Annotated in this window: 19 protein-coding genes; 14 read left to right on the top strand and 5 right to left on the bottom strand. The window is 33.7% G+C overall.

Annotated features, from left to right (window positions below):
- Positions 1-41 precede the first annotated feature (41 nt).
- Positions 42-242 carry a dodecin family protein gene (locus tag T367_RS0113810; protein ID WP_027420383.1) on the bottom strand — a complete coding sequence of 67 codons (201 nt, stop codon included), beginning with the start codon at positions 240-242 and terminating at the stop codon, positions 42-44.
- Between the two features lie 83 nt (positions 243-325).
- Between T367_RS0113810 and T367_RS0113805 the strand changes: the two genes are divergently transcribed.
- The 4 genes from T367_RS0113805 to T367_RS24050 are packed head-to-tail and all read left to right on the top strand — an operon-like array spanning position 326 to position 3,343.
- Positions 326-1,681: a sensor histidine kinase gene (locus tag T367_RS0113805; RefSeq protein WP_027420382.1), complete on the top strand. Its 1,356-nt coding sequence runs from the start codon at positions 326-328 to the stop codon at positions 1,679-1,681.
- Positions 1,682-1,684: 3 nt separating this feature from the next.
- Positions 1,685-2,380 (top strand): response regulator transcription factor, encoded by a 696-nt coding sequence (locus T367_RS0113800; RefSeq protein WP_027420381.1) that lies wholly within the window; start codon positions 1,685-1,687, stop codon positions 2,378-2,380.
- Positions 2,377-2,715 carry a tRNA-binding protein gene (locus tag T367_RS0113795; RefSeq protein ID WP_027420380.1) on the top strand — a complete coding sequence of 113 codons (339 nt, stop codon included), beginning with the start codon at positions 2,377-2,379 and terminating at the stop codon, positions 2,713-2,715. Before T367_RS0113800 ends, T367_RS0113795 begins: the two co-directional genes overlap by 4 nt.
- A gap of 40 nt (positions 2,716-2,755) precedes the next feature.
- On the top strand, positions 2,756-3,343 hold the full coding sequence (locus T367_RS24050) for a DUF4920 domain-containing protein (protein ID WP_051568557.1): 588 nt from the start codon (positions 2,756-2,758) through the stop codon (positions 3,341-3,343).
- Positions 3,344-3,349: 6 nt separating this feature from the next.
- Here the strand turns inward: T367_RS24050 and T367_RS0113785 are convergent, their stop codons facing one another.
- Positions 3,350-4,543: a 3-deoxy-D-manno-octulosonic acid transferase gene (locus T367_RS0113785; protein WP_035844115.1), complete on the bottom strand. Its 1,194-nt coding sequence runs from the start codon at positions 4,541-4,543 to the stop codon at positions 3,350-3,352.
- A gap of 5 nt (positions 4,544-4,548) precedes the next feature.
- Positions 4,549-5,295, bottom strand: a complete 747-nt coding sequence (locus tag T367_RS0113780; protein WP_157454240.1) for a hypothetical protein — start codon at positions 5,293-5,295, stop codon at positions 4,549-4,551.
- 99 nt (positions 5,296-5,394) lie between these two features.
- On the opposite strand from T367_RS0113780, the gene T367_RS0113775 reads away from it, so the two are divergent.
- The 10 genes from T367_RS0113775 (at position 5,395) to T367_RS0113730 (ending at position 19,220) form a co-directional block, all read left to right on the top strand.
- A complete protein-coding gene (locus T367_RS0113775) occupies positions 5,395-6,531 on the top strand; it encodes a DegT/DnrJ/EryC1/StrS family aminotransferase (protein ID WP_027420377.1) in 1,137 nt (378 codons plus the stop codon).
- Positions 6,532-6,540: 9 nt separating this feature from the next.
- Positions 6,541-7,854, top strand: coding sequence for a UDP-glucose dehydrogenase family protein (locus tag T367_RS0113770; protein WP_027420376.1), 1,314 nt, complete (start codon positions 6,541-6,543; stop codon positions 7,852-7,854).
- Positions 7,855-7,856: 2 nt separating this feature from the next.
- The gene (locus T367_RS0113765; RefSeq protein ID WP_027420375.1) at positions 7,857-8,852 is read left to right on the top strand and encodes a UDP-glucuronic acid decarboxylase family protein; all 996 of its coding nucleotides are present in this window, start codon (positions 7,857-7,859) and stop codon (positions 8,850-8,852) included.
- A 25-nt stretch (positions 8,853-8,877) separates the two neighbouring features.
- A complete protein-coding gene (locus tag T367_RS0113760) occupies positions 8,878-9,453 on the top strand; it encodes an acyltransferase (protein ID WP_027420374.1) in 576 nt (191 codons plus the stop codon).
- A complete protein-coding gene (locus T367_RS0113755; RefSeq protein ID WP_027420373.1) occupies positions 9,450-10,490 on the top strand; it encodes a Gfo/Idh/MocA family protein in 1,041 nt (346 codons plus the stop codon). Before T367_RS0113760 ends, T367_RS0113755 begins: the two co-directional genes overlap by 4 nt.
- Positions 10,491-10,501: 11 nt before the next feature.
- A complete protein-coding gene (locus T367_RS0113750) occupies positions 10,502-11,806 on the top strand; it encodes a nucleotide sugar dehydrogenase (RefSeq protein WP_211252711.1) in 1,305 nt (434 codons plus the stop codon).
- Between the two features lie 10 nt (positions 11,807-11,816).
- Entirely contained in the window at positions 11,817-12,857 is a 1,041-nt protein-coding gene (gene rfbB / locus T367_RS0113745) for a dTDP-glucose 4,6-dehydratase (RefSeq protein ID WP_027420371.1), read from the top strand.
- Positions 12,858-13,076: 219 nt separating this feature from the next.
- Positions 13,077-14,363, top strand: coding sequence for a hypothetical protein (locus T367_RS0113740; RefSeq protein WP_027420370.1), 1,287 nt, complete (start codon positions 13,077-13,079; stop codon positions 14,361-14,363).
- A gap of 1 nt (position 14,364) precedes the next feature.
- Positions 14,365-17,712, top strand: coding sequence for a WG repeat-containing protein (locus tag T367_RS0113735; RefSeq protein ID WP_027420369.1), 3,348 nt, complete (start codon positions 14,365-14,367; stop codon positions 17,710-17,712).
- Between the two features lie 59 nt (positions 17,713-17,771).
- Entirely contained in the window at positions 17,772-19,220 is a 1,449-nt protein-coding gene (locus T367_RS0113730; protein WP_027420368.1) for an AsmA family protein, read from the top strand.
- 22 nt (positions 19,221-19,242) lie between these two features.
- Here the strand turns inward: T367_RS0113730 and T367_RS0113725 are convergent, their stop codons facing one another.
- Both T367_RS0113725 and T367_RS0113720 read right to left on the bottom strand, forming a co-directional pair.
- Positions 19,243-19,980, bottom strand: a complete 738-nt coding sequence (locus T367_RS0113725) for a hypothetical protein (protein ID WP_027420367.1) — start codon at positions 19,978-19,980, stop codon at positions 19,243-19,245.
- Positions 19,977-22,544, bottom strand: a complete 2,568-nt coding sequence (locus T367_RS0113720; protein ID WP_027420366.1) for a leucine-rich repeat domain-containing protein — start codon at positions 22,542-22,544, stop codon at positions 19,977-19,979. Before T367_RS0113720 ends, T367_RS0113725 begins: the two co-directional genes overlap by 4 nt.
- Positions 22,545-22,548: the final 4 nt, after the last annotated feature.

Below are 22,548 nucleotides of genomic sequence, written 5' to 3'. Positions count from 1 at the left end.
CCTAGCGATACACTTTTTTAATAGAATTCCGTAAAATCGAATTAATTCACCTGGAAAGTCAGCTTTAAATTCAATCTATACTCTGTCACTTTACCATCTTCTACTACAGCACTTTGCTCTTGAACGTAGACTGATTTAATATTTTTCAAGGATTTTGAAGCTTGTTTTACAGCTTTTGCTGTTGCATCTTCCCAACTTTTAGGTGAACTAGATAACACCTCTATTACTTTCATTACTGCCATTTTTCTTAATTTTTAGTTAAAAACGACTTAAAAGGTACTTGATTTTAGATGATTAAATATATTACCCTTAACTTTATCTACCAATGAGTAACAAAAATCTACGAACCGTAATTTTTTTAGGAATCGCTTCAATAATAAGCATCCTAACCATTCAGTTTTTCTGGATAAAAAAAAATATTGAATTCCAGGAAACAAACCTGTCAATTCAGAACAAGCAAGACAGTATTCGAAAAGCGCAGTTTAATGATCAAGTTAATATTGCTTTAAAGGAGGTTGCTTCAGAAATTCAGAGAATTAATCATCAACCTGGTGACCTATTCGAAAATGTTAAACAAATAACTTCAAACTATTTCACGGTAGAATTGCAGGATACTTTACATCCATTTTTATTGGAGCAATTATTAAAAAGAGAATTTTATAATCACAATATAAAAAAGGACTTTCAGTACGGTATTTACAACTGTTTTTCAGACAGTATTGTGTATGGAGAATATATGCACTTTAAAGGTGATTCAACCTTTAGCAATTCTCATAAACATAGCGATGCAAAACTAAATAAGAACCTTCAACTTAAGCTAGACACTGATTTACATTATTTTTCAGTAGCTTTTCCTACAATGGAAAACATAAGCCTCAGTAAACTACCGAATCCTGTAACCCCTTGGTATTATTTAATAGCAATCATCCTATTCATAATTGTGTTTTTTAGTTTCTCGGTCTCTATTCTCTTCAAACAGAAAAAACTATCTGAAATTAAGAACGATTTTATAAACAACATGACCCATGAGTTGAAAACTCCAATTGCTACAATTAGGATATCGAGTGAAACCTTAATGAATTTGGATCAAAATGAGGATCCCGACAAATTATTGCGTTATGCCAGTATTATTTATAAAGAGAATAAGAGATTAGAGTCGCAAGTTGAACGTGTGTTGAACGTTGCGAATATGGATCAAAATGAAATCGACTTTAATTATGAAGTCCTCAATTTAGATGAGATTCTTGAAGAGGCTAAAGAAAATTTTCAATACAATCAACTAGAAGAAATTTCTGGAACTATCACATACACCCCAGAAGCAACAAACACGTTGGTTTTGGGAGATGAAGTACATATTACAAACGTAATACACAACCTCATTGACAATGCAATAAAATATTGCGATAAAACGCCGAACATTTTAATTACAACAAAGAATATAAAGCAGAAACTACAAATTATTATTGAAGATAATGGAAAAGGTATATCTCGTGAAAACATGAAGTATATCTTTGATAAATTCTATCGTGTTTCTACTGGAAATCTGCACGACGTTAAAGGTTTTGGTTTAGGGTTATTCTATGTTAAAACAATTGTCGACAAAATGAATGGTAACATTCAAGTAAAAAGCACTGTTGGTAAAGGAAGTGAATTTACAATTACATTTCCCCTAAACGAATAATATATGACACAAAAAATCAAAATACTTTTAGTAGAGGACGATATTAATCTAGGCTTTGTTGTTCAAGACCAATTGAAAAATGAAGGATATGATGTTTGCCTGAGTACTAATGGATCAGACGGTCTTCAAAAATTCAACGAAAAAACTTATCACTTATGTATTCTCGATGTAATGATGCCAAAAAAAGATGGCTTTACATTGGCAAAAGACATTCGTAAATTAAATTCTAGTGTACCAATTCTATTTTTATCCGCTAAAAATCAACAAGAAGACAAGGTCGAAGGTTTTAAATCTGGCGCAGATGACTATATCACAAAACCATTTAGTACCGAAGAATTCTTATTGCGTGTTAAAGCGATATTAAAAAGAGTGAACTTGATTGATGAAATAGAGGTTAAAACAGTTTTTCAATTGGGTGACATTTCTTTTGATTCAGAAAATTATAAACTTGATTTTAAAACAGAACCTTCCAAAAAACTGACTAAAAAGGAATCCCAGATTCTATTGCTTTTGGTTCAAAACAGGAATAAGGTTCTAACAAGAGACATCGTATTAAACGCTGTTTGGGGTCAAGATGATTATTTTGTTGGGAGAAGTTTAGATGTTTTTATAACGAAATTAAGGAAGTATTTAAAAATTGATGAGCGTGTTGAAATAAACAATATTCACGGGGTTGGATTTAAACTAATCACCCCATGATTAAGGATTTAATTGGCTGGTCTGATTTTGAAAAAATCGATCTTCGCGTTGGCACAATCATAAATGCTTCGATAAACGAAAAGGCAAAGAAACCTGCTTATATTTTAGAAATTGATTTTGGCACAATCGGCATTAAAAAGAGTTCTGCCCAAATCACTGAAAGATATAAAATTAACGAATTAATTGGACAACAAATTGTTGCCGTGGTCAATTTCCCACCAAAACAAATTGCTCAAACCATGAGCGAATGTTTAATTCTTGGAGCGGTTGATGGTTCGGACGTTAACCTATTGACACTTTCTCAAACTTCTAAAAACGGATTAAAAATAAGTTAAAATTAAATTCTTTATCTTTGTCTTCATAAAATATAGACATATGAAATTTTCAATTATCACACCAGTAGTATTATCAGCTTTTCTAATTTTCTCTTGTGGAGGGACTGAAGAAGCTGAAACAGAGATTGCAACCGAAGCAAATGCAACTGAGGAAATTATTGAAGAAGAAATTGAAGAGGAAGCATCATTAGCTTTTGATGGTGTTGATAAAGGTGATTATGTTTTATATGGTCATTCTGAGATCACAGCTGATGGTGAAACTGCAGGAATCGACGAAATGATTGCAGAAGTGAACAATTCAGGTTCATTTGAAGGTAAAGTAAAAGTTTCTATTGATCAAGTTTGTCAAAAAGCTGGTTGTTGGATCACTTTTAAAGATAATAACGATGAATCAATTCGTGTTTTCTTTAGAGACCACTTCACTATTCCAATTGAAACAGCAAGTGGAACGGAAGTGATTTTATATGGAAATGCAATTCAAGACACAACTTCAATTGCTATGCAAAAGCACTTATTGGAAGATGAGATTGAAGCAGGTGGCGAAGTAAGTCAAGAAGAAATAGATGCTATCACAGAAGACATAATTGAATTAACTTTTGATTGCGAATCTGTATTGGTCAAAAAATAATTAGACCTAAATTTTTTCCAAAATAATATTGGTAGCACCAGTTTTAGCATTCATGAATGCTTGAACTTGATCTGATAAATCTTTTACTTTAAAATGCTCGAAGGCTATTTTCAGGGATGCTTTGTCATGAATTGAAATACCGATCCTATTTGCAATAAAATCTTTCGCCTCCTGGAACTTATCATAATTAGGACCAAAAATAACAGGAACGCCAAAACTAGCAGGCTCTAATATATTATGTAACCCCTTACCAAAAGCACCGCCCACATAAGCAATATTTGCGTATTGATAAACATTCATTAACATGCCAATATTATCAATCAAGAGAATATCAGATTCACATCCTGCTTTTAAGTTCGAATAACGAACAATACGCTTCTCAAAAAGCCCTTCAATTTGATTTAAGTGCGATGCGTGGATTTCGTGCGGAGCAATAATAACCTTCCAATTAAATTCTGGTGTATCTATCAAAAATTTGAGCAATACTTCATCTTGCCCCCAAGAGGAACCAACAACCAATACTTTTTGTTGATCAATAAAACGTTCAATCAAGGGGTAAGGCTCCACGCGACTTGCGTTTTCTACCACCCTATCATACCTTGTGTCTCCAGCAATGATTGAATCTATCCCAATAGATTTCAGCATCTCTGCTGACGGAGTATCTTGAACAAAAATGGCATCAAAAGCTTTTAGTACTTTTCGCATAAACCCTCCATAGGCTTTAAAAAATATTTGCTTTTTTCTGAAGATCGCAGAAACACTATAGATAGGAATTTCTAACTTTTGGGCTTCAAAAATATAATGCGCCCAAAACTCATATTTTACAAAAAAAATTGATTTCGGTTGAATTGTGGAAAGGAATTTTCGAGCGTTTGCCTTGCTATCTTTTGGCAAATAAACAACCAAATCGGCTAATTCGTAATTTTGTCGAATCTCGTATCCGGAAGGTGAAAAAAAACTTATAACAATCTGGCAAGCCTCCTTTTGTTTTAACGATTCTATAATCGGCCGACCTTGTTCAAACTCCCCCAAGCTTGCACAGTGAAACCAATAAATAGGCGAACCATTACTTTTAAAACTTTCTATCTTACTCCAAACATCCGCCCTACCATCAATCCATTTTTTAGCTTTTTCATTCCACAATGAGAAGACGCTAACAAAAAACACATACAAATTGACACCAATATTATAGAAAAACATTCCCATTAATCAGTATAGTATTGCGTTCTTGTTCGCTTATAAATTGGAATAATATATCCCACTTTAAACCCATACATCATATCAAATTTACTTGAATTATCTGGTCCGCCTAAAGCAAAATTATAAGACCTTACATTTTTCGTAAAACCTTGCACAAATTCAAATCCAGCATACATTTTAATCAACCTTCGATTCGCTTGAAATAAATACCCTACAAATTGCTTTGTTGAAACCCCCATTGTCAATTCGTCATACCCTTTTCTATACTCTCCTTCCAACTGTGGAACATCGTCATATAAACTCTCAATTCGACTTTTATGCATTAAAAATCCCCCCCCAGCTTTTACCCAAATTCCAGAATTTGGATTGTTACCAAAACGATTAAAAACATAACCAAAATCAAAATGTGCTGTTGCCCCTCTCATTAATATTAAAACGGATGCAGGATCTCCAGTCAAAGATGTGATTTGACCAAAAGAATTAATGACATATTTAAAAGCGTCATCAGACCGTAATTGTTTACCAAAAAGGAAACCTCCATCAAGACCAATTGTGACATTATTCTCGAATTTATAATTTACATCTGCACCTAAATGATTTGTAAATCCCCACTTTTTTGAAAGATCACCACCAGTATAATTTGCCTTGTAATTTAAACCAAAAAGCAAAGTATTAATTGGTCCATCATTCAAATTCACTTGTGAGAAGGAAAAATTGACGGTAAAAAAAATTAAAATTAGAAAATATTTCATCATACAAAACTAAATAAAGCCCCTCAAAGAAACGACAATAAGCAGATAAAAATGGCTATATTCGCAAAGTTTATGAAATTCATTAATGTAATTTAACAAATGAAACAAATCCAAATGGTCGATTTGGTTACTCAATATGAGAAGATCAAATCAGAAGTAAATACAGCTACTCAAGAAGTTTTTCAAACGGCACAGTTCATTAATGGACCAGAAGTCAAGGCTTTCCAAAGCGAACTTGAGCAATATTTAAACGTAAAACATGTCATTCCATGTGCAAATGGAACAGATGCTTTACAAATTGCTTTGATGGCACTTGGATTAAAACCGGGTGACGAGGTAATTACAAGTGATTTTACTTTCGCAGCAACTGTTGAAGTAATTGGACTTTTGAACCTAACACCAATTCTAGTTGATGTTAACCGTGATGATTTCAATATATCAATTGAAGCAATTAAAAAAGCGATCACACCAAAAACAAAAGCAATCATTCCTGTGCATTTATTTGGTCAATGTGCCAATATGGATGCTATCATGGAAATAGCGAAAGAACATAATCTATTTGTTGTAGAAGATACAGCTCAAGCGATTGGTGCAGTATATACAACAAAAGATGGTGAAAAGCATGCCGCTGGAGCAATTGGTAACGTTGGTACAACATCGTTTTTCCCATCAAAAAACTTAGGTTGTTATGGTGACGGTGGTGCTTTATACACAAATGATGATAAATTAGCAGCGATTATTCGCTCAATTGTGAATCATGGAATGGGTAAACGTTATTATTATGATCGTTTAGGAGTGAATTCTAGATTAGATTCTGTGCAGGCCGCGGTTTTAAGAATTAAATTAAGACACCTTGATACTTACATTCAAAGTAGACAAACAGCAGCTCAATTTTACAACGATTATTTTAAGAATATCGCAGAAATTGAAACACCTGTAATTGCGGATAACAGCACACATGTTTTTCACCAGTATACTTTAAAAATTAAAGGACTTGACCAATTTAAATTGCAAACTTATATGCAAGAAAAAGGCATTCCTGCAATGATCTATTATCCAATGCCCCTGCATACGCAAGAAGCATATGGCGCAGATAACTTTAAACATGAAGATTTTGCGATCACAAACGAACTTTGTGAATCAGTAATCTCATTACCAATGCATACAGAGTTAGATTCAGAACAATTGAATTATATTTGCAGCAATTTAGTAGACTATATTAAAAATTCGAAATAAATTAATTAAATGAAAAATATTGCAGTAATTGGCTCTGGTTATGTTGGATTAGTAACAGGAACTTGTTTCGCGGAAAATGGCAACCAAGTGATCTGTGTCGACATTGACGAGGCTAAAGTAAATAAAATGAAATCTGGTGTTGTTCCAATTTACGAACCACATTTAGACGTTTTATTTGAACGAAATATAAAACAAGGTAGACTTACATTTAGCACAGATTTAGCTGCTTCAATTAAAGATGCCGAAATTATTTTCTTGGCACTTCCTACTCCTCCAGGTGAGGATGGTTCTGCTGATTTAAGCTATGTTTTAAGCGTTGCTGATCAATTGGGTAAATTAATTACTGATTATAAAGTTATCATCGACAAATCTACTGTACCTGTTGGAACAGCTGATAAGGTTCATGCTGCTGTTGCTGCGAATGCAACAGTTGATTTTGATATTGTGTCAAACCCTGAATTCTTAAGAGAAGGTTTTGCTGTCGATGATTTTATGAAACCAGATAGAGTTGTTATTGGAACAAACTCAGATAAAGCAAGAGCAGTGCTTACGGAATTGTACAAACCTTTTGTTCGCCAAGGGAATCCTATTTTATTTATGGATGAAAAATCGGCGGAATTAACAAAGTATGCAGCGAATGCATTTTTGGCAACAAAGATTACTTTCATGAATGAAATTGCAAATTTCTGTGAAAAGGTTGGTGCCGACGTTGATGCCGTTCGAATTGGAATTGGTTCTGATACACGAATTGGTAAACGATTTTTATTCCCTGGAATTGGATATGGAGGAAGTTGTTTCCCTAAGGATGTTCAAGCCTTAGTAAAATCTGGAAATGAAGTTGATTATAAATTTCAAATTATAGATGCTGTACTTAAAGTGAATAACCAGCAAAAATTAAGATTAATCGAGAAGTTAGAAAACCATTATGGTAATCTTAAAGATAAATCTTTTGCATTATGGGGATTGGCTTTTAAACCAGATACAGATGACATTAGAGAAGCACCTGCATTGTTCATTATTGATGCTTTATTAGCTGCAGGAGCAACTGTCACGGCGTTTGACCCTGAAGCAATGGAGAATGTAAAAGGAATTTACGACAATAAAATTGAATTCGTAGAAAACCAATACGATGCTTTAGATAATAAAGACGCTTTGTTAATCGCTACCGAATGGAACGCATTTAGAAATCCTGATTTCAATAAAATTAAAGAGAAATTAAATGCCCCTAAAATATTTGATGGTAGAAACCTTTTCGACCTTAAAGAAATGAAAGGCAAAGGTTTTTATTATGAAAGTATTGGTAGAGAAACAATTTTAGCTTAAAAATGGATACAACTAAAACAATATTAATCACTGGGGCTGCTGGATTTTTAGGTTCTCACCTTTGTGATCGTTTTATTAAAGAAGGCTACCATGTAATTGGTATGGACAATTTAATAACCGGAAGGTTAAAGAATATTGAACACTTATTTAAGTTGAAGAATTTCGAATTCTATAATCATGATGTGAGTAAGTTTATTCATATTCCTGGTCAATTAGATTATATCCTTCATTTTGCTTCGCCTGCAAGCCCAATTGATTATCTTAAAATTCCTATCCAAACTTTAAAAGTTGGTTCTTTAGGTATTCATAATTGTTTAGGTTTAGCAAAAGCTAAGAATGCAAGATTGATGATTGCTTCAACATCTGAAGTTTATGGAGACCCTCAAGTTCATCCACAGACCGAAGAATATTGGGGGCATGTTAATCCTATTGGACCAAGAGGTGTATATGACGAAGCTAAACGTTTCCAAGAGGCGATTACAATGGCCTATCATACATTCCACCAAGTAGAAACGCGAATCGTTCGAATTTTTAATACTTATGGACCGAGAATGCGACTAAATGACGGGCGTGTTTTACCTGCATTTATTGGACAAGCATTACGTGGAGAGGATTTAACAATTTTTGGTGATGGTTCTCAAACGCGATCGTTCTGCTATGTAGATGATTTGGTTGAAGGAATTTATCGTCTTTTACATAGTGACATTTCAATGCCTATTAATATTGGTAATCCAAACGAAATTTCTATCGGTGATTTCGCTGAAGAAATTATTAAGTTGACAGGAACTGATCAGAAAGTTATTTATAAAGATTTACCAGTTGATGATCCTAAGCAAAGACAGCCAGATATTACAAAAGCTAGAACTTTATTAAATTGGGAACCGAAAATTGATAGAGCGGAAGGTTTAAAAAGAACTTATGCTTATTTTAAAGGCTTAACAACAGAAGAACTTAACGAAAAGGATCATATTAATTTTGACAAGTTCATTATTAAGTAATCTTATTCGACTCAAATAGAATTAAATGGCAGACTATTTTGCACATGAAACAGCAGTAATCGATCAACCTTGTAAAATTGGTGATGGAACTAAAATTTGGCATTTTTCGCACATCATGCCGAACTGTGTATTAGGTGAGAATTGTAATATCGGACAGAATGTTGTGATATCTCCGGATGTTGTTCTAGGAAACAACGTAAAGGTTCAGAATAATGTTTCTATTTATACTGGTGTTATCTGTGAAGATGATGTATTTCTAGGACCTTCAATGGTTTTTACAAATGTTATCAATCCAAGATCTGCCGTCAATAGAAAAAATGAATACCTTAAGACAGTTGTGAAAAAAGGCGCATCAATTGGTGCCAATGCTACAATTGTTTGCGGAAACCCGATTGGTGAATATGCATTTATTGGTGCAGGCGCAGTCGTAACAAAAGAAGTTCCAGCTTATGCATTATTGGTTGGGAATCCAGCAAAACAAATCGGTTGGATGAGCACTTTTGGTGAAAAACTAGAATTTAATGCGCAAAACGAAGCGACTTGTCCAACAAGTGGCGAAAAGTATAAATTAGACAATAATAAAGTAACTCGAATAATATGATCAAAGAAGATCAAAAAGTAAAATTTGCTGTTGTTGGTTGTGGCCATATCGGCAAACGACACGCAACGATGATTCATAGAAATGATGAATCTGAATTAATTGCATTAGTAGATATTAAAGACCCGAATGAATTAGGTTTGGATGAATTTAAAGATATTCCATTTTTTAATTCGATTGAAGAACTTTTAGCTAGCGGTTTAGACTATGATGTGGTAAACATTTGTAGTCCTAATGGCGCACATTCTGACCAAGCAAAAGCGGCTTTGGCTGCAGATCATCACGTTGTTTGTGAAAAACCAATGGGATTGAGAAAAGATGCTTGTGAAAGTGTTATTTATACAGCTTTACAACATTCTAAACAAGTGTTTTGTGTTATGCAAAACCGTTATTCTCCTCCTTCAGAGTGGATTAAAGATGTTGTGGAAAGAAACTTATTGGGCGATATCTTAATGGTACAATTGAATTGTTACTGGAATAGAGATGATCGTTATTATAAAAAAGGAGGCTGGAAAGGCACTGCTCATTTAGATGGAGGAACTTTGTTCACACAATTCTCTCACTTTATAGATATCATGTATTGGCTATTTGGTGACATTGAAAACATTCAAGGTCGATTTGCTGACTTTACACATAAAGATTCAACCGATTTTGAAGATTCAGGTTTTGTTAATTTTGACTTCATCAAAGGTGGAATGGGAAGTTTAAACTACTCTACTGCAGTATGGGATTCGAATTTAGAAAGCTCAATGACTATTATCGGAACAAAAGGTAGTGTGAAGATAGGTGGACAGTATATGAATGAAATTGATGTTTGTAATATCGAGGGTTATAAAATGCCTGAATTAGCACCTTCTAACCCAGCGAATGATTACGGTACCTATAAAGGGTCTGCTGCAAATCATCACTACATCATTGAAAATGTTGTTGACTCATTAAAAATGAGAAAAAAACCAACAACAAATGCATTGGAAGGACTAAAAGTTGTTGAAATAATTGAAAGAATTTACGCAGTACGCGATAAACAAAACACAAAATAAAAGTAGGAAAGATGAGTCAAAATATATACGAAAAACTCGTTAATAAAGAAACAAAATTAGCCGTAATTGGTCTTGGTTATGTTGGATTACCGATCGCTTTAGAATTTGCAAAACAAATTAAAGTAATTGGATTTGACATCAATGAAAAGCGCATCGAAATGATGCAAAATAATATTGATCCAAGTAGTGAATTAGTTGCTTCTGATTTTGAAGGAACTGATATCGAATTTACTGCATCTATTGATAAATTAAAGGAAGCAACATTTTTTATCGTAGCTGTCCCTACTCCTATTGATTCTAGCAAATTACCAGACCTTAAGCCATTACTTGGCGCAAGTAAAACTGTTGGTTTAGCAATTAAAAAAGGTGATTATGTAGTTTACGAATCAACTGTATATCCTGGATGTACTGAAGAGGATTGTATTCCTGTTTTAGAGGAAGTTTCTGGATTAAAATTTAGAGATGATTTTAAAGTTGGTTATTCCCCTGAAAGAATTAATCCAGGTGATAAAGTAAATACTTTAGCTTCTATTGTTAAGGTATCTTCTGGTTGTGATCCTGATTCTGCTGAGCATATTGCTAAAACTTACGAATTAGTAGTAACTGCAGGTGTTCATCGCGCAGCATCAATTAAAGTTGCTGAAGCAGCTAAAATTATTGAAAACACACAACGTGATGTAAACATTGCCTTAATCAATGAATTGTCAATCATTTTTGGTCGACTTGGCATCAATACTTATGATGTTTTGGAAGCGGCTGGAACGAAATGGAATTTCTTAAATTTCAGACCAGGTTTGGTTGGTGGACACTGTATCGGTGTTGACCCGTATTACTTAACGCATAAGGCGAAACAAGTTGGTTACCACGCTAAAATCATCAATTCTGGACGTTATGTGAACGATTCAATGGGATTCTATGTTGGAAAACAAACCGTGAAGAAAATGATCGGTCATGGGAAGAATCCTATGGAATCTAAAGTATTGATTTTAGGAGCAACTTTTAAAGAGGATGTAAGTGATATCAGAAACTCTAAAATAATTGATGTAATTAATGAATTAGAATCGTTTGCTTGCAAGGTTGATGTAATCGATCCGCATGCCGATTCTGAGGAATTATTTGCTGAATACGGATTTAGATTGGCTGAAAAAGCAACGAATGATTACGATGCTGTTATTGTAGCTGTTAATCATAAAGAATATACAACTTTCTCTGAGGCTGACTTTAGTAATATGCTAAAAGGAGACCACGGAATTGTCGTTGATTTAAAAGGAATCTACAAAGGAAAAATTTCTAATATCGACTATTGGAGTCTTTAATATTTATTGAATGAAAACTATTTTAATTACTGGAGGTGCAGGGTTTATTGGGTCGCATGTTGTACGTTTATTCGTCAACAAATATCCAAACTATAATATTATCAACCTTGATAAATTAACCTACGCAGGAAATCTGGAAAATATAGTTGACATTCAAGATCAATCTAATTATAAATTTGTAAAAGGTGATATCAACGATATCACCTTTTTACAAACACTTTTTACTGAGCATAAAATCACTGATGTCATTCATTTGGCAGCAGAATCACATGTCGATCGTTCCATTTCTGGTCCAATGGAATTTATCAATACAAATATTATTGGCACCGCTAATTTATTAGAAGTAGCACGTACGAATTGGCAAAGTGATGACCATATTTTTTACCATATTTCAACGGACGAGGTATACGGATCATTAGGAAAAGAAGGTTTCTTTACAGAAGAGACTGCTTACGATCCTAGAAGTCCTTATTCAGCGTCTAAAGCAAGTTCTGATCATATTGCTCGTGCTTATGCACATACTTATGGCATGAACTTAAAAATATCGAATTGTTCGAACAATTACGGATCTCACCAATTCCCAGAAAAGTTAATCCCTTTAATGATTAACAATATCGTTCACAATAAACCATTGCCCATTTATGGGACAGGTGAAAATGTACGTGATTGGTTATGGGTGGAGGATCATGCAAAAGCGATTGACACTGTTTTTCACACCGGTAAAACTGGTGAGACCTACAATATTGGAGGCTGGAATGAGTGGACCAATATCGATTTGGTGCAATTACTTTGTAGTATCCTAGATAAAAAACTAGACCGTGCAGCAGGGTCTTCAGCCAGATTAATTACGTATGTCAAAGATAGAGCTGGCCATGATGCCCGATATGCTATTGATGCCAATAAAATCAAAAACGAATTAAATTGGGAACCTTCAATTCAATTTGAAGAAGGTCTTGAAAAAACAGTTGATTGGTATTTAAATAATGAGGATTGGGTGAATGATATCACTTCTGGAGCATATCAAGATTATTATAAGGAGCATTATAAATAATCAAAAAGAACAAACCAGCACCTCATTCATTATTAAATCAAGATACAGAAAATCGCTCCGTAGTAGCTGTACTAAAGAACCAACCCAAATAAAGTTACATTTTCCTAAAAAGTATTAATTCAACCGCTTTAATTCGTTGAATACTATAATATCTAACTTTCTATTGTTACTTTTAGTTAGCATTCGCATTATACAATTCGAATCCCTTAAAACCTAACCATGAAACAATTAATCATTTATTGTGCTTGTACATTGTTCTTTTTTAATAGCTGTGACAATAGCCAAAACCAATTAGACAATATAATTTCTAGTATCCAACCTCCATTTAGTGGAGACTTTCATAACGATACTATATTCACGATCGATCCTTCTAAAATCAATCACCTTACAGCAGCAAACGGATCGAATTTTACCATTCCAGCGAATGCAATGGTTGATAAAAATGGCGTTCTAATTAAAGGGAATGTTGATGTCAAATTTGTACAATTTCATTCGTTAGATGACATAATTAGTTCTGGAATTCCAATGAAATATGATACGCTAGGTTCGAATTTCACTTTTCAATCTGCTGGCATGTTCGATTTAAAAGCGAATCAAAATGGAGAAGTGGTGAGTTTAGCTAAAGACAAGTCGATTGACATGAATTTAGCTTCTGATATTGGCGATATTCCAATGAATTTTTATCAAATTAATGAAAAATCTGGAGAATGGTCTTACCTAGCACCTAGTGCTCCAGTTGTAAACAATACAAAATTCGATAAAAAAACAATTCCTTTAAAGCCAGAAAAATCATCGGGTGACTCGTTTATTTTAGACATTAATTTTGAACTGTCAGACTATGATGAACTCAACGGGTTTGATGCAGTAGTATGGGAATATACTGGCTCGCATGATAGTTTAGATCCAAGAAAAAATAAAAAGGTAATGAATAATAAATGGACATCTTTTGATTTGGTGCCTACGAATGAAAAAGCCTACGAATACTATCTTACCCTCAAAAACACAAATACATCCTTTACAACACAGGTTAAAGCAATTTTAGAGGGCGCCAATTTCGATTTGGCCATGACAAATTTCAAACAAGCCAAGGTTGCATACGCGAAGAAACAAGATTTTAATCAAAAACCCTATGTAAGAGAGGTGGCCATTTCTGGTTTTGGCCTTTATAACTTCGATTATATTCATCAAATGGAAGAACCTATTGAAATGATTGCTGACTTTGATTTTGGTAATAAAAACCACTTAAAAGAAAAATCAATGGTCGTAGTGATTTATGAAAAAGAAAACGTGGTGATTAACTTCCCATACAGTGACTGGAAAAAATTTAACCTTGACCGGAAAGCTGACCCTAAAATTTTGGCTATACTGCCTGATAACGAAGTTGCCGTTTGTAAGGAGAACATTTCAAAAGTCTATAATAAGTCCAACCATAAATTTAAAATGGAGGAACTTTCTACAAAAATCACAGACAAAGACGACCTTATTGAAATCATTGCAGATATATAGCATGAAATGGTTGTGTTCAAGTCTTATTTTTCTATTTACAATTACCTTAGGTTATGGACAACAGCGACTGTTCCCTGTAGCTAAAAATGGTAAATGGGGATTGGTTCGAGCTGATGGAACTGAAGTATTGTCCTTGCGATATGACCATATTACTTATAATGCAACGGCCAATGTTTATCTTTTTACACACCTCAACAAAAGAGGTTTATTAGACAAAAATGGACAAGTTTTACAAAAAGCCGAATACAAAAACATCTTCATACACGACTCCGTTTCGTATAGTGCAAATAAAGATGAAAAATTTAATTTAGTTGTATTAGGGAAAGAAATTTTGCCGCTTGAATATGACGCAATCCATCTTTTATCACCCGAATTGTTTTTGTTGAAAAAGCAAGATGAGTATCAGTTTTTTCTTGCCAATTCGAACAAATTTATTCGGAGTAATGCAACCGGATATTTTGAAAATTTTCCAGAATTAATACTTTTATCGACAGCGGATAGTACGTCTATTTTATATTCAAAAAAGGAGAAAGCGATGCTATTGGACAAAGTAACTTCATACGAGCAAGTTAATGATCAGTATGGAATTATAAATACAAAGGAGTATATTTTTCGAATCTTTCGGATGGCTGATTTAAAACAAATTGGACCAAAAGTAAATTATATTCGATTATTAAAAGACCAGTATTTTATCGCAACAAAAGACAATAAAAGGCTGCTTTATTTACCCGAAATGGATAAAGTGTATACGATCCCACCCCTTGACGATATTGTTAGTTTGAGTTCTACGGTTATTATCTATACATTGAATGGTCAATACGGCGTACATAGTTTATTGAGCGATAAAGTTATTGTACCACCAAAATATACATCTATAGAAGAGATTGATGGCGCTTATTTTGTAAGTGACTTTGACCAGTACGGCGTATACGCTTCGACAGGGAAAGAATTAATTACTGCCGATTACGATAATATAAAGTCCTACCCCTACAATTTTGTGACGGTTAAAAATGAGAAATATGGACTGTATACAAATTCAGGACAGCAACTAGAAGATACCATCTTTACAAAAATCAGTGTATTTGAAAAGGCCGTAAAATGTTATACCAAAGAGAAAATGGTAATATATACAATCTCTGAGGATGGTGTTTTTGGGGAACGAAAAGAATTTAATGATTATATGTCAATTGGCATTGAGAAAGAAATTTATCCAAAGCAGCCTTCAACTAGGATTCGTTTTGGTGATACTGAAGATGTAAACCGTTTTGGATGGTTTAGACCCATCTTATACGTGCCTGTCAAAGATACCGTTAAAAAAGAGATGGGAAATTGGGGACTAAAAGATGAGAATGATTCAATCATTCTAATTCCAAAATTCTCATTCATTAATATTCGTGATAACCTCGGATTCACCCAGGCATACATCCCAATTAGGGGTAATAATGCAAAAATGATTCGAACTAAAGTAGAACTGAGTGAAAACACTTTTGCGTGGTATGGGCATCCGTTTTATCTGGTTGATCATCACTTAAAAAAGTACATTTCAAAACAAGTATTCGCATCAATTAATTTTGAAGATATTTCATCGACCCGGACATTAATTAGAGCATTCGATAAAAATTTAATATTGGTGGACCGTAATTTCAAAACTGTATGGAAAGACTTAACTTATTACGCCAACTATCAAGATGGATTTTTATTGGTTTGCAAAGGGGGAACAAAAATGTTGACTGCGAAACAAAAAAGGTATTCAATATCCACTACATGGCAATGTTTAAATGATATTAACGCGAATCAAAAAAGAATAGATGACGACGAAAAATTCATATCAATTCAAGGTGGTGAATGGTATTTTTTGAATGAAAAAGGTGCCATATTAAATGACATTCCATTCGATCATGCATTGCCTTTTAAGGATGGTTTAGCAATCGTCGTAAAGAATAAAAAATGGGGTGTAATTGACACAACACTTAAAATTATAATTCCGCTTGAAGCTGAATTTATAGAGAGAAAAATTGTTGCAGGAAAATCCTATTTTGAAATTCATCAATCAACGAATCAAAACTATATTTATGATCGGTTTACAGGGCTGACTGCAAAAACCGAAATTTCAGAAATTAAGAATTATTATAACGGCAGCTGGATGACGAAAGTCAACGGTGAAAAAGGTTGGCAATTATTAGACACTACTTTGCAAGCCATAACGAATACAAAATTCGATTATATTCTCCCATTCGTAAATGATAAAGCAGCAATTATAGTTCAAGGTAAAAAATCATTTATTGATGCAGATGGAGGTTATATTATCAGTCCTGTAAAGGCAAGGAAGTTACACGACCTCAGTAATGGTTGTTTTGCGATAGAAAACAGAAAGGGAACTGTCATTATCAATGCCAAAGAAGATACTATTGTCAATTCCGACATTTGCAAAGAGGTAGTTGATTTTAACGATGAATATATTGTTTATATTGATCGAGGTAAACAATTGCACCTTCACAAAATTGGGCATGATTTAATGCTGCCCAAAAAGACAAGAATCGTAGGATATTCTCTAGCGGAAGAAAAGCTTTTACTCAAAAAGAAAAATAATTATATCTTATATGATTTAAAGACGAATGAGCCCTTGATTAAAAAAATGGCCTCCGTCGAAAAAGTGGTTTCAACCGGGATAGTATACGAAGGTCCAACAAGAGATTTTGGATTTTTAAACTTTGCATTAGACACTTTAACAAAACCCGTTTACAGTGAAGTAAAAACAACTATTAATCCGAATTGGTTTTTAGTCAAACACGACAAAAAAAGATTGCTTATAGATATTGAAGGCCAGTCAATAATTGACAGCATGGTTTATCAAGTTGAACATCTTTTGTCGCATTATATCATTAGAACTAAAGATGGTTTTGGGATAATCAATAAGTATGGTGAAACGATCCTTCCCTACGTTTACACAGAAATAGAAGCGTATAATTCGACATTTTACAAAGCAACATTAAAGAATAAAATGTATGATTTATACAATGAGCAAGGTGTTAAACTGAACGATTTTCCTTTCGATAATATTAAAGCGATTCAAGAGGATCAATTAATCGTTACGGATCAAAATATTGATTATTTATATGATGGTTTTCTAAACGAAGCGTTATCTTTTCAAAGCATCGACCCAATTTCTAATCAACTTTATTTATTGAATGAGAATAGATTGGTTGGACTTTATAATGATTTAGGCGAAGAAATTATTCCCATTAATTATCACCAAATTAAAGCTGAAGACGATTATTTTCAAGTTAGTTTTTTCAATTCCTTTGGTTATTATCATCACACTGGTACAATGATTTTTAATCCGCAATAAAGGAAGTTTTTGTTATTGTAATTCACAAAAACCATATCTTTCATATTTCAAACATCCCAATGAAAGCATTAAAGAAAATAATTATCGTACTTGCTGCTTTTGCAATACTATATATTGGTGCAATTTTCTCGCTTGAATGGTATATTGAGAAGGAATTATCGAAGCAAGAACACTTGACTTATTCGGAATATAATTTGAGTTTTTCCGGAGACATTGCTTTCAAAAACTTAAAATTCAGCAATGAATTATTTGAATTAGAAGCCGAGGAAGTTAGTTTGCGTATCGGTATCATGAAAATTATAGCTTCAGATACCATCCTTATACGGAAGTCTATAGTAAAAAATGTAAAACTGAATCATTTTAAGCAGGATTCTACTCAATCGAATAAAAGCACAAAAAGTGAACAAAAGCCTATTACTTTAAGGAAGGTCGAAATAGCAGGACTGGATTATTATTCGCTAGTTAAAGATAGTATTGGCAAGACGGATACAATTACCCGCCTTTTACAGGTTGATTTGCAAGCTACGCTTCGTAATTTGTCTGATATTCGTCTTAGTCAATTTGACACATTAAAAATTAAGTATCTACAGCAATACACCGGAGATCTACACGACATTCGAATGGATCACATCACATATCATAATCATCAAGTTCTAATAGATTCGTTTAGTGTCTTGACCCGTTATTCAAAAGCTGATTATATTAACCACATACCAGAACAAAAAGATCATTTGTCGTTAATGGCGCATCACTTGCAAATTGATAGCATTGATTTCGTAGCGACAAATAATAAATTGGAAAAAATTATAGTGAATGAAATTCAAATTGACTCGTTCCAATTAGCTGTTTATCGCGACAAATCAATCCCCAATTACTCAAAAAATAAGCTGACTTATGGACAAATGATTCAGCAACTCAATTTTAAGATCGACTGCAAAGCATTGGAAACTAAAAATTCGACCATTCATTATTCAATGAAAGAATCGGATGGAAAACTAAGCGAGATTGATTTGAATAAAGTGAATGCACGACTAATACATATTCATAATCTACCAGAAAGAAATGAAAATGCCCTACTAAAAGGAAGTTTTGCTTTGAGCCCCAAGTCAAATGTTGATGTAGATATTTCTTATGATCAATTTGCCGAAGTTGAAACCTTTAAGTTAGACGTGCATGCGGTAAACATTGAAACCAATGCTTTGAATAGTGTACTTCGACCATCTGTAAACGTTAAATTACGTGGGTTAATTACAGAATTAAGAGCAAATATGGTAAGTAGAGGAACTGCTAATGGTACATTTATGATTCAATCACAAGATATTGCTTTAGATATCTATAACAAAAGAGGTAAGCAGCGTAAAGTGCTTTCTTTTATTGCGAGTAAGCTCCTCAATCCTCCAATAGAAAAACATAGCGAGGTTCATCGTTTTGAACGTGATCCAACCAGGTCAATGTGGAGTTATGCTTGGCGCTTTATATTAGAAGGTATGAAAAATACGATCATTTGATACCGGCATTCTGAATTTCAACCTACCCTCTCACTTTCTGCAACTGCTTGCCAGCAATAATAACCAAAACATTGGCTGTTGGAATTTTACGGCGGAATAAAGTATTGTCATTCACAATGATCTCTATTGCAAAATTCTCATAGTCTTTACTGTACATTTCATTGCCTATTCTCCGACGAATATCTACTAAAATATTTTCAACCAATTCGTTTTCTGTTAAATACGAAATTGGAACAGGTTCTTCATAATTATCCGAATCCGGATTTGTGGACTTCGGTCGTTTCCCTAAGAATAATCCTAAAGGCGTTTCACCATCACTCTTATCAAAATAAAACCGCTGAAAAGAATGTAAATCAACTATATTAACCGTAAATGCCGCCACCTGGAAGTGACGGCATGGTGCATCTAAAAACCGAAGTCCTCTCTCGGTATAAATCTTCAACTTCTCTTCTGTTGATTTTTTCTGGTAATATGACCGGTGAAAGTACTGCTGTGCACCAAAAGAATATTGTTTTAATGGAATGCTCTGTGTCAGCGCAACACGGCCTTTCTTTTTTCGGACATCGTTCCAAGCGAACATAATTTTCCCACTTAAATTATCCGTATTTAAATTAACTACATCTACAGTTTCATTTGTAGGTGCAGTCAATTCGAAAAACTTAGTTTCTGCTGCGGAAATATGGTCATAAAATATTTGCTTTTGCGAAATCCCAACAAAACAGAACATTAGGAAAATCATACTTAAAAAGATTTTCATCATGCTCCAATTATTTCGGCTAGATCAACTTTGTTTATGTCATCCAATTCTAAAATTTCAAGAGCCATTTTATCGGCTTTATCGAATTGCTCCCATGACCGCCAAACACCCAATCTATTTTTTGAGAAAAAAACGAGAATTGCCGTTTTACTCTTCCCACTATACTTCGCTGAATTCAAATTATTAAATGAAAACGCCGAATTGATCCCATAATCCAATACTGTAACACTTTTAATGCTTCTAGGTATTGAATTTCCATCCATTGCTACAAAATCCGTTGGGACTCGTTTCGGTTGCTTAATTCTCTTCAATTGATCAATATTGCAGATCCCGAAATTTGGCAAATTGAAACCACGCACCACACTCGCACTAAAATCACCTCTCGCCACTCGATCAAGGTAAGTTTGACGAGATATTTCTCGATTTCTTGCAATATTTCGAATCGCACTTACCCATTTCACCATAGCGATATCTGCCTTACGTTTTTGGCTCATTTGCAATTTATATTCTTGCTTTTTAACTGACAATAATTGTTTGTGAAATTTCTTATAAATATCAACTCGACGAACAGGATTATTTAATGCTGACCGCAAGACAACAGGAATTTCGATTAATTCATTTCGGAAATAAAAAGACAATTTGTAGCGATCGCTTTCTTTGTCTAAATTCAATTCAATATCAGAAATATAGTTTAGGCCAATATCATAGTCTAATTTATAAACTTTGTTTGCTGACGTAGATTTATAGCGAAATTGCGCATAATCCTTTTTACAGGTTTTGGCAATTTGTTTTAGCTTTTCAACATATTGTTCAGGTTGATTGGCATCGATTATTAACGTCGTTTTACCAACGAAACTTTTTGTCAAATTCGTCGATCGAATTAACAACATCGAACCCTGGCTATCGATAGATTTTCTTGTTCTGTGTGTAAATAATTCTGTAAAATTGACTTCATAGGCCTTGAACTGGCTATTCTTTTTCACATTCGGTACAAACCTATTTTCGTAAAAAACTAAGTCTTGATTCATCGCATCTCTAAAAGCAATGTCCACTGCAGAATCAACAAGTGACATATCGATTTTAAAAGGTTCTACAATTTCATCTTTTCCTTTATTCACCCAAACCCCACCCTCGTCTAACGCATAGAGATTCATTTTTGGATCTGCCGAAGGGCTTTCAAAATTTATACGAATTGGAGCTGATGGATTCACCTTTAACATATTGTCTCGATCATCTTTCGCTACCATGTTAAACATTCCTCCTGACGAAAAAACAAATGTCTCATCTAACGAATCTGCCGTCATTGTTATTCCACTTAAAAAGATATCTAGCGGATTCATAAATTCTTGGTATTCCATTGAAACAACACCAGAATAGACCTCTCCATTTTCTGTTAAAAACCCATTTTCCGGAATATCTAAAGTCGTCTTACCCATTTTTAATTCTTGCGCTATCCCTGCTTGAATTGTGCGGATTAATGGTTCTATTTTGAACTTCTCCAAAGGAATTTCAACTCCCTTTTTGGGTGTAATATTTTCAACAAAAAGCACATCGATTTCAGGTCTTAGCCTATTTATTTCCTTTAATTCAGTTTTGGGAATGCGATTGCCTCTTACATCTAAATAACGTAGCGACGACATTTCTACAATAGGCAAAACAGTTGTCAATTGATTGTTTTGTGCACTAATGCTATCTGCTTTTAATCCTAAAAAAGGAATCATTTCACGTTCAGTACAACCTTCAATTCTCACATGCTCAGGGAAAACTTTATTGTTCAATACCTCAACAAATTGATCCGGGTTTTCAAATTTACAATTGATAAAACTTAACTGTTTTATCTGCGTCGACTTGTCATTTCTAGGGAATGTATTCAACGTCGAATTACGAACTTCAAGACTCCTAACATTTAAAGCAACGAAATTATCCGGGAAATCTTTTAATTCACTGATTACCAAATTATCTATTTGCTCAAAATAGCCTAAACTCATCAATAATTTATCGAGTTTTAAATTGGGGTTATTTGAGACATCTAACTTTTTTAAGCCCCACCATTTTAAAACTTGCCATGAAATATCTTCTAAATTATTTCTTGATAAATCAACATCTTTCAAATGTCTTAATTTAACGATGGTATATGGCAAAGCTTTCAATTCATTACCTGCCAAGTTCAAAACCTCAACATTGGTAAGTTCTCCAATGGTAGTCGGAATAAAAATCATTTGACAATCACCTAAATCAAGCTTTTTTAGCTGCCAATTATTGGTGAGGAAAAGCGTTTCTAAATCAACGAAACTTAAACCTTGGTTCCCTGATAAATCAAGTTCTTCTAAATGTTTTAATTGACTTAAATATTCTGGCAATTTAATCAGCCCATTATTTGACAGATTCAAGTGCTTTAAGTTGGTACAATCTAGAATACTCAAAGGCAATTCAGTCAAACCTTGATTCGACAAATCAATTGTCTCTATAGCATTTTCATTTCCTGGAATGTCAGCAACATCGGTAATTCGCATCGCCCACGAAAAAATTGGTAATACAACGGATATTAAAAGAAGTTTTTTCATCATTGAT

Origin of the sequence: Crocinitomix catalasitica ATCC 23190, assembly GCF_000621625.1 — a bacterium.
GTDB classification, from domain to species: Bacteria; Bacteroidota; Bacteroidia; order Flavobacteriales_D; family Crocinitomicaceae; genus Crocinitomix; species Crocinitomix catalasitica.
The sequence above is the reverse complement of the archived record's forward strand: the minus strand, read 5'-3'. Positions and strand labels throughout refer to the sequence as shown.

Excerpts from the sequence above, each read along its gene's own strand:
- T367_RS0113810 (WP_027420383.1), bottom strand. The coding sequence starts at position 242 with ATGGCAGTAATGAAAGTAATAGAGGTGTTATCTAGTTCACCTAAAAGT.
- T367_RS0113805 (WP_027420382.1), top strand. The coding sequence starts at position 326 with ATGAGTAACAAAAATCTACGAACCGTAATTTTTTTAGGAATCGCTTCA.
- T367_RS0113800 (WP_027420381.1), top strand. The coding sequence starts at position 1,685 with ATGACACAAAAAATCAAAATACTTTTAGTAGAGGACGATATTAATCTA.
- T367_RS0113795 (WP_027420380.1), top strand. The coding sequence starts at position 2,377 with ATGATTAAGGATTTAATTGGCTGGTCTGATTTTGAAAAAATCGATCTT.
- T367_RS24050 (WP_051568557.1), top strand. The coding sequence starts at position 2,756 with ATGAAATTTTCAATTATCACACCAGTAGTATTATCAGCTTTTCTAATT.
- T367_RS0113785 (WP_035844115.1), bottom strand. The coding sequence starts at position 4,543 with ATGTTTTTCTATAATATTGGTGTCAATTTGTATGTGTTTTTTGTTAGC.
- T367_RS0113780 (WP_157454240.1), bottom strand. The coding sequence starts at position 5,295 with ATGAAATATTTTCTAATTTTAATTTTTTTTACCGTCAATTTTTCCTTC.
- T367_RS0113775 (WP_027420377.1), top strand. The coding sequence starts at position 5,395 with ATGAAACAAATCCAAATGGTCGATTTGGTTACTCAATATGAGAAGATC.
- T367_RS0113770 (WP_027420376.1), top strand. The coding sequence starts at position 6,541 with ATGAAAAATATTGCAGTAATTGGCTCTGGTTATGTTGGATTAGTAACA.
- T367_RS0113765 (WP_027420375.1), top strand. The coding sequence starts at position 7,857 with ATGGATACAACTAAAACAATATTAATCACTGGGGCTGCTGGATTTTTA.
- T367_RS0113760 (WP_027420374.1), top strand. The coding sequence starts at position 8,878 with ATGGCAGACTATTTTGCACATGAAACAGCAGTAATCGATCAACCTTGT.
- T367_RS0113755 (WP_027420373.1), top strand. The coding sequence starts at position 9,450 with ATGATCAAAGAAGATCAAAAAGTAAAATTTGCTGTTGTTGGTTGTGGC.
- T367_RS0113750 (WP_211252711.1), top strand. The coding sequence starts at position 10,502 with ATGAGTCAAAATATATACGAAAAACTCGTTAATAAAGAAACAAAATTA.
- rfbB (WP_027420371.1), top strand. The coding sequence starts at position 11,817 with ATGAAAACTATTTTAATTACTGGAGGTGCAGGGTTTATTGGGTCGCAT.
- T367_RS0113740 (WP_027420370.1), top strand. The coding sequence starts at position 13,077 with ATGAAACAATTAATCATTTATTGTGCTTGTACATTGTTCTTTTTTAAT.
- T367_RS0113735 (WP_027420369.1), top strand. The coding sequence starts at position 14,365 with ATGAAATGGTTGTGTTCAAGTCTTATTTTTCTATTTACAATTACCTTA.
- T367_RS0113730 (WP_027420368.1), top strand. The coding sequence starts at position 17,772 with ATGAAAGCATTAAAGAAAATAATTATCGTACTTGCTGCTTTTGCAATA.
- T367_RS0113725 (WP_027420367.1), bottom strand. The coding sequence starts at position 19,980 with ATGATGAAAATCTTTTTAAGTATGATTTTCCTAATGTTCTGTTTTGTT.
- T367_RS0113720 (WP_027420366.1), bottom strand. The coding sequence starts at position 22,544 with ATGATGAAAAAACTTCTTTTAATATCCGTTGTATTACCAATTTTTTCG.